The sequence below is a fragment of the Porphyromonas sp. CAG:1061 genome, assembly GCF_000435035.1.
Classification (GTDB): Bacteria; Bacteroidota; Bacteroidia; order Bacteroidales; family Porphyromonadaceae; genus Porphyromonas_A; species Porphyromonas_A somerae.
Genome location: NZ_HF988944.1, coordinates 4,416 through 11,608, shown reverse-complemented (window position 1 = coordinate 11,608; position 7,193 = coordinate 4,416). Strand labels below are relative to the sequence as shown.

At 52.9% G+C, this 7,193-nt stretch carries 6 protein-coding genes and 1 pseudogene; all 7 read left to right on the top strand.

The features are described from left to right. A pseudogene (locus tag QVO39_RS08025) lies at positions 1-426 on the top strand (MFS transporter); the annotation flags it as partial. Between the two features lie 32 nt (positions 427-458). Then, positions 459-1,454, top strand: coding sequence for a glycoside hydrolase family 130 protein (locus QVO39_RS08020; protein ID WP_021903730.1), 996 nt, complete (start codon positions 459-461; stop codon positions 1,452-1,454). Continuing rightward, a complete protein-coding gene (locus QVO39_RS08015) occupies positions 1,454-2,737 on the top strand; it encodes a peptidase U32 family protein (protein ID WP_021903729.1) in 1,284 nt (427 codons plus the stop codon). Before QVO39_RS08020 ends, QVO39_RS08015 begins: the two co-directional genes overlap by 1 nt. Beyond that, positions 2,734-3,153, top strand: a complete 420-nt coding sequence (locus QVO39_RS08010; RefSeq protein ID WP_018028728.1) for an acyl-CoA thioesterase — start codon at positions 2,734-2,736, stop codon at positions 3,151-3,153. The genes QVO39_RS08015 and QVO39_RS08010 overlap by 4 nt, the downstream gene beginning before the upstream one ends. Then, positions 3,154-4,284, top strand: a complete 1,131-nt coding sequence (gene dprA, locus QVO39_RS08005; protein WP_021903728.1) for a DNA-processing protein DprA — start codon at positions 3,154-3,156, stop codon at positions 4,282-4,284. 4 nt (positions 4,285-4,288) lie between these two features. Continuing rightward, positions 4,289-6,160, top strand: a complete 1,872-nt coding sequence (locus tag QVO39_RS08000) for an alpha-L-fucosidase (RefSeq protein WP_021903727.1) — start codon at positions 4,289-4,291, stop codon at positions 6,158-6,160. Positions 6,161-6,187: 27 nt separating this feature from the next. Beyond that, the coding region (locus tag QVO39_RS07995; protein WP_288171939.1) for an NCS2 family permease at positions 6,188-7,193 on the top strand (1,006 nt) is incomplete at its 3' end.

Below are 7,193 nucleotides of genomic sequence, written 5' to 3'. Positions count from 1 at the left end.
GGTAGCCTACTGAGTGGCTATTACATTAGTCACTTCGGGCTGCGTAAGGTGCTCTTTTCCCTAGCCTTGATCTTCAACATCCCTTTTGTGGTCTACTTCCTGCTCGCCTACTTCCAACCAGAATGGCTCGGGTGGACTACTATAGGGATCACAATGGAGTACTTCGGGTATGGCTTCGGCTTTGTGGGGCTCAACCTCTTTATGATGCAGCAGGTGGCACGTGGACCACACCAGATGGCACACTACGCCATCGGTACTAGTCTGATGAATCTAAGTGTGATGCTCCCTGGCATGGTAAGTGGCTCTATCAGTGACCGTGTGGGTTACGAGCTATTTTTCCTCATCGCGCTAGTGGTAGCCATTCCTGGGCTTATTTGTGCCTATAAAGTGCCCTTTACCTACGATGACGAGGGCAATGAGATATAAGTATAATCACTTTTTAATGAATCAATAGAGATATGGATATAAAGATTGAAGGGCCTGCGATGCCCAATATGCCATGGGAAGATAGACCAAAAGGCTCAAAGGAGGTGCTCTGGCGCTATAGCCAAAACCCTGTGATCGGTCGTTACGAGACACCTCACAGCAATAGCATATTCAATAGTGCCGTGGTGCCATACAAGGATGGCTTTGCTGGGGTATTTAGAGTGGATGACAAGAACCGCCGTATGCGTCTGCACGTAGGCTTCAGTAAGGATGGTATCAAGTGGGATATCCGCCCTGAGAAGATCGAATTCACCTGCCCCGACCCTGAGATCGGTGAGTGGGTTTATGGCTACGACCCACGTGTGGTAGAGATGGAGGGCAAGTATTATGTCACCTGGTGCAATGGCTATCATGGACCTACGATTGGCGTGGCGTGGACGGAGGACTTTGAGACCTTCCATCAGCTAGAGAATGCCTACCTTCCTTTCAATAGGAATGGCGTGCTTTTCCCTCGTAAGATCAATGGCAACTACGCGATGCTCTCTCGTCCGAGCGACAATGGGCATACCGCTTTCGGCGATATCTTCTATAGCGAGTCTCCTGATATGGTCTTCTGGGGTAAGCACCGCCACGTAATGGCGCCAGCACCCTTCGAGGTGAGTGCTTGGCAATGCCTCAAGGTGGGTGCCGGACCTATCCCTATCGAGACTAGCGAGGGGTGGCTAATGATCTACCACGGAGTGTTGAGAAGCTGCAATGGGTATGTCTATGCCTTTGGTAGTGCACTACTAGATAAGGAGCAGCCATGGAAGATGATTGCCCGCAGTGGGGAGTATCTGATCAGCCCCCTTGAGCAATATGAGTGCATGGGCGATGTGCCTAATGTTACCTTCCCTTGTGCAGCGATCCACGATGCGGAGACTGGCCGAATTGCTATCTACTACGGCTGTGCCGATAGCGTAACGGGGCTTGCCTTTGGCTACATTGATGAGATCATCAAATTTACCAAGGAGACCAATATCCTCTGATGATACAGAAAGGACTCAGTCGCAAAGACTTTGAGATTATGGCACCTGTAGGCAGCTGGGAGTCGCTCCACGCTGCACTACAAGGGGGTGCCGATGCCGTTTACTTCGGCATCGAAGGGCTCAACATGCGGGCAAGGAGTGCCAAGACCTTCGACACCCACGATATGGAGGAGATCGTAAAGCTCTGCGACGAAAAGGGGGTGAAGAGTTATCTTACGGTCAATACCATCATCTACGATGGTGATATGGAGTTACTTCACGAGATTGTAGACTCTGCCAAAGCGGCTGGCATATCGGCCATCATCGCGAGCGATATTGCGGCGATGAGCTACGCCTTTGACCAAGGGGTAGAGGTGCATCTCTCTACGCAGCTCAATATCACCAATGTGGAGGCACTCCGCTTCTACGCCCGCTTTGCCGACGTGGTGGTGTTGGCACGCGAGCTCAATCTAGACCAGGTGGATCGCATCCACCAAGCCATTGTAGAGGAGGATATCCGAGGGCCAAGGGGCGAACTGGTACGGATAGAGATGTTTGCCCACGGCGCTCTCTGCATGGCGGTAAGTGGCAAGTGCTATCTCAGCTTGCACGAGATGAATAGCAGTGCCAATCGCGGGGCGTGCAATCAGATCTGCCGACGCAGCTACCTAGTCAAGGACACCACAAGTGATATGGAGCTGGAGGTTGAGAACCAATATATTATGTCGCCAAAAGACCTCAAGACCATCCACTTTATGAATAAGATGATGGACGCTGGGGTGCGTGTCTTTAAGATAGAGGGGCGTGCCAGAGGACCCGAGTATGTACGGACGGTATGCGAGTGTTACAATGAGGCGATCCTAGCCCACCTCGATGGGAGCTACACCGAGGAGAAGATACGGAATTGGGACGAGCGACTCGCCACTGTCTTCAATCGTGGTTTTTGGGACGGCTACTACCTCGGCCAGCGATTGGGCGAGTGGACACACAAGTACGGCTCTTCTGCCACAAGGGTCAAGACGCATGTCGGTCGGGTGATCAAGTACTTCTCCAAGCTCGGCGTAGCAGAGTTGGAGCTCGAGAGTGGACTGATCAAAGAGGGCGAGGAGCTCCTCATCACAGGACCCACTACAGGAGCCGTCTTCTTCCCTGCCAATGAGATGCGGGTAGCCGATAGCATCGCCCCTGAGATTACAGAGAAAGGCATACGCTTTAGCGTCAAGGTGCCCGAAAAGGTGCGTCCAGGCGATCGCCTTTATGTGATGAGAATGGTTGAAGAGAAAGGAAAAAGCAAGTTTTTATGAGCCAATTGCCAGATAAGAAGTACCTCTATCTCATAGAGATGAAGGTGAGAGACTACGAGTGCGACCTCCAAGGAGTGGTCAATAACGCCAACTACCAGCGCTATATGGAGCATGCGAGGCACGAATTTCTCGAGAGTCTCGGCGATAACTTCGGACGGATGCACGACCTCGGCTACGACGCCTTTGTTGCGAGAGTGGAGATCGACTACAAGGTCTCCCTCAAGAGTGGTGACCGCTTTTGGGTAGGCCTCAATGTGCATCGCGAGGGCGTGCGGCTCGTCTTTGACCAAGATGTCATTCGTCTTTCGGATAAAAAGATAGCCGCTGTGGGCAAGATCTCGGCTGTGCTGGTGCAGGACGGGAAATTGACACGAGGCGAATACTTCGACCAACTCCTAGCTAATATCCAGCCTTAAATGGAAAGCTCCCTGCAGTTCTCTTCCGAGCAGTTGGCTCTCCTACAGCTTAGTCTCACGGAGGGGATAGGACCTGTCACCGCCAAAGCCCTTATCGAGGAAATGGGTTCGGCAGAAGCGGTGATGGCAGCCACCCCTGCGGAGCTGATGCAGCACCCCAATATCCGACCAAAGCTAGCACAGTTGCTACTTTCGGGTAATGGGGCAGAGCTGGCGAAGAAAGAACTGGAGATACTGGAGGAGCTGCAACAGCGTGGGCGACCCCTCAAGCTCTACTTTTTTGGCGATGAGGAGTACCCGCCCTACTTGGCTCAGTGCTTCGATGCTCCATTGGTACTTTACGTAAAAGGGCAAATCCCCTTAGGCCCGATGATAAGCTTTGTCGGCACCCGACGCAATACCCACTACTCACTTGATGTGCTCGAATACCTTATGGAGGGGATTGCTGCACTACGCCCCGATATCACCATCGTGAGTGGACTCGCCTACGGCGTGGATAAACTGTCGCACCAAACGGCTCTGAAATATGGGCTCAAGAGCATCGGCGTGGTGGCACATGGGCACTACACCCTCTACCCTAGCTCACACCGCGATCTCGCCGAGCAGATGATCGCCACGGGTGGTGGCGTGGTCACCGAGTATCCCTACCGCACTCGTGCTCTTCCCCAACGCTTTGTACAGCGCAATCGGATTGTCGCTGGTCTCTCCCTCGGCACCGTAGTCGTAGAGAGTGCCGAGCGGGGTGGCTCACTCATCACCGCCAACATCGCCTTTGACTACGGCCGCTCGGTACTTGTTGCCCCTGGACGAATCTTTGACACTGCCTCAAAAGGGTGCAACAAACTAGTTGCCCACCAAAAAGCAAGTATCATCACCACCCCCGATAAGCTCCTAGACGAGCTCCAGCTCCTCCCCACACTCAAGCCCCAAAGGCTTCCCTTTGAAGAAGAGCAGGAGGAGAGCAACCCAATACTCAAGGCATTACGCACCGCCGACCACCTCACGCTTGAAGACCTAGCACTACAGCTAGGAGAAGAAGTGCCAACCATCTCAGGGATGCTCTTTGAGCTTGAATTGAATGGACAAATCCACTCACTCCCAGGAGGGAGATACTGCATCAAAAACCATTAAGACCATGAAAAGACTCTACCAACTTCTACTCTCAGTTTTAGTAACCCTTACCGCCTCAGCACAAAGCAACGATTGGTACGGCGATAAGTACTCCCTCTTTGTACATTATGGGCTCTACTCCATCCCTGGTGGCGTCTTTAAGGGAGAGCCAGTCACGAAAGGTTATTCGGAGCAAATCCTCACCTTTGGCATCGGCTTTAGCGACTGGTATGAAGCCTACACTCAACAACTTGATGCGGCAAAGTTCGATGTCCAAGAGATTGTCGCTTTGGCACAAAAGGGCGGTATGCGGAGTGTGGTAATGACCAGTAAGCACCACGATGGCTTCTGCCTTTTCGATACCGAGACCACCGACTACAATGTGATGAATACCCCCGCTAAGAGAGATCTCATTGGCGAGCTAGCAGAGGCGTGCCACCAAGCCGGTATCGGCTTCGGCATCTACTTCTCACTCATCGATTGGCACTACCCCTATGCGGTGCCCTTCACTTCGCACAATGCCGACCCCATCACTCCACCACACCACCAATACAATATGGCTCAGGTGCGGGAGCTACTCACCAAGTATGGGCGTGTAGATGAGCTCTGGTTTGATATGGGAAGCCTCACCACTGAGCAAAGTGCCGAGCTCTATGCCCTCGTACACCAGCTACAGCCCGACTGTATGGTGAGCGGACGTCTCGGCAATGACTACGCCGACTTCTGCGTGATGGCGGACAATGAATACCCCGACTATCTGATGGCGATGCCGTGGCAAACAGCCGCCTCTATCTTTGATGAGACTTGGGGTTACCGATCGTGGCAAGAGAGGGGATCGGTAGAGGCGAAGGTGCAAGAGAAACTCGATGCACTGCTCAAGGTGGTTGCCTACGGTGGCAAGTACCTACTCAATATCGGACCGAAGGGCGACGGCTCTATCGTTCCTTTTGAGGCGGAGGTGATCCAGCGGATTGGCGAGGAGCTAGCCCCCTTTAAGGAGGCGATCTACCAGACCCACCCTGCCGCAACGGCCAACCAACTCGCCACGCTGAGTGCCGATAAGAGCCAAAAGTATATCTTTCAGAAGAAAGGAACTCCCGCCCCTAAAGGTGCTCAGCTCATCGCCAGCAACACCTACTATCATCTCTACAAAACCAAGTATAGAGCACCAAAGCAAGAAGTAACTAAGGGGGCACTCACACCGCTCAATGCGGCACCGCTATTTGCCCACTCCTCGGCAGATTACTATGCTAGTTTCCAAAGCATCGTAGGATATCAGTGGAGCGTTCCTCGTGCCAAGAGCTACACCCTCACCTATACCGACAAGGAGGTAGGGAGGGAGATTCTACTCAATGGCAAGCCCCTAACCCTACAGCCCGAACGGAGTAGCACAATACCGACCCCACCATACCAATGGGGTCCACTCGAAGAGGCACCTCAGAGAGGGCGCATGGCGACTATTGCCGACACCCCAGAGTGGATCCCATCGCAAGCCGATTTACGACAAGGGGTCACGCTTCCTATGGGCTTCAGTTCAGGACGATTATTCCGGCAAGCGATCACAGTAGATAAGGCAACCGAGCTACCCCTCACCCTCACCTACACCGATGGCATCCTCCTTTACCTCAATGGCGAATACATCGATGGGGCACTCCACCGAGAGGAGGGCAATGCTACGCTCCAGCTACTATTGCCTCTCCGAAAAGGGGAGAACAAAATCACGATTAAGCTCTATAATCGGTGGGCAAAGGCATCACACCTTCAGCTAGAGATCCCCACCACGTGGGTCGAGCACCAGCAACAGATCCGCCTACCCAAGGGCGAAGTAACACTCACCAAGCTATGGCAGGTGCCCCTCGCATCTCCTGCACATCTTTCAACACTCCGATTAAAATAGCATAACTACATAGACGTTACTACAGAGATGCAAAAAATTTATCAATGGTTGGGCTTCGACCCAAAGAAATACCACCTCAAGACCGAGATGATGGCAGGGCTCACCACCTTCCTCACCATGAGCTATATCCTAGCGGTCAATCCAGATATACTTAGTGCCGCTGGGATGGATCGAGGAGCCGTCTTCACCGCCACTGCACTCGCTTCGGCAGTCGGCACCCTCTTGATCGCCTTTATGGCAAAGCTCCCATTTGCCCAAGCCCCAAGCATGGGGATCAATGCCTTCTTTGCCTTTACATTGGTACAAGCGATGGGCTATAGTTGGGAAGCCGCCTTGGCAGCGATCTTCGTGGAGGGTATCATCTTTATCCTCCTCACGCTCTTCAATATACGAGAGCAGATCGTGAAGTGCGTCCCTATCAATCTACGCTTCGCCATCTCCAGTGGTATCGGAATGTTTATCGCCTTTATCGGGTTGAAGAATGCGGGAATCATCGTGAGCGACCCCGCCACGTTCGTGGCCCTCGGAGAGTTCACCCCTACCGCCCTCCTCGCTATGATGGGAATCATCCTCAGCGGAGTGTTGATGGTACTGAGGGTCAAAGGGGCTCTCTTCTACAGCATCATCATCATCACCATTGTCGGTATACCGATGGGGGTTACCCACGTGCCCTCCAGCTTTTCGGTGGTCTCAATGCCCCAATCACTAGAGCCTACCTTCCTAAAGCTCGACTTCCACGCGATCTTTAATGCAGATATGGCACTCACCATCTTTGCCTTGGTCTTTATGGATATATTCAATACCATGGGCACTCTCATTGGAGCGGCCGCCAATACCGAGATGATGGATAAGCAGGGGAATGTCAAGAATATCAAGCAGGCAATGATGGCCGATGCCATCGCCACCTCCACAGGTGCACTCTTCGGTACCTCTACTGTTACCACCTTCGTGGAGAGTGCCTCCGGTATTGCCGAAGGGGGTAGAACAGGGCTCACCGCCTTAGTGACCGCACTCCTCTTTGTGCTAGCACTCT

What these genes read in the sequence shown, in the direction of transcription:
- QVO39_RS08020 (WP_021903730.1), top strand. Translation starts at nt 459, where the DNA reads ATGGATATAAAGATTGAAGGGCCTGCGATGCCCAATATGCCATGGGAA.
- QVO39_RS08015 (WP_021903729.1), top strand. Translation starts at nt 1,454, where the DNA reads ATGATACAGAAAGGACTCAGTCGCAAAGACTTTGAGATTATGGCACCT.
- QVO39_RS08010 (WP_018028728.1), top strand. Translation starts at nt 2,734, where the DNA reads ATGAGCCAATTGCCAGATAAGAAGTACCTCTATCTCATAGAGATGAAG.
- dprA (WP_021903728.1), top strand. Translation starts at nt 3,154, where the DNA reads ATGGAAAGCTCCCTGCAGTTCTCTTCCGAGCAGTTGGCTCTCCTACAG.
- QVO39_RS08000 (WP_021903727.1), top strand. Translation starts at nt 4,289, where the DNA reads ATGAAAAGACTCTACCAACTTCTACTCTCAGTTTTAGTAACCCTTACC.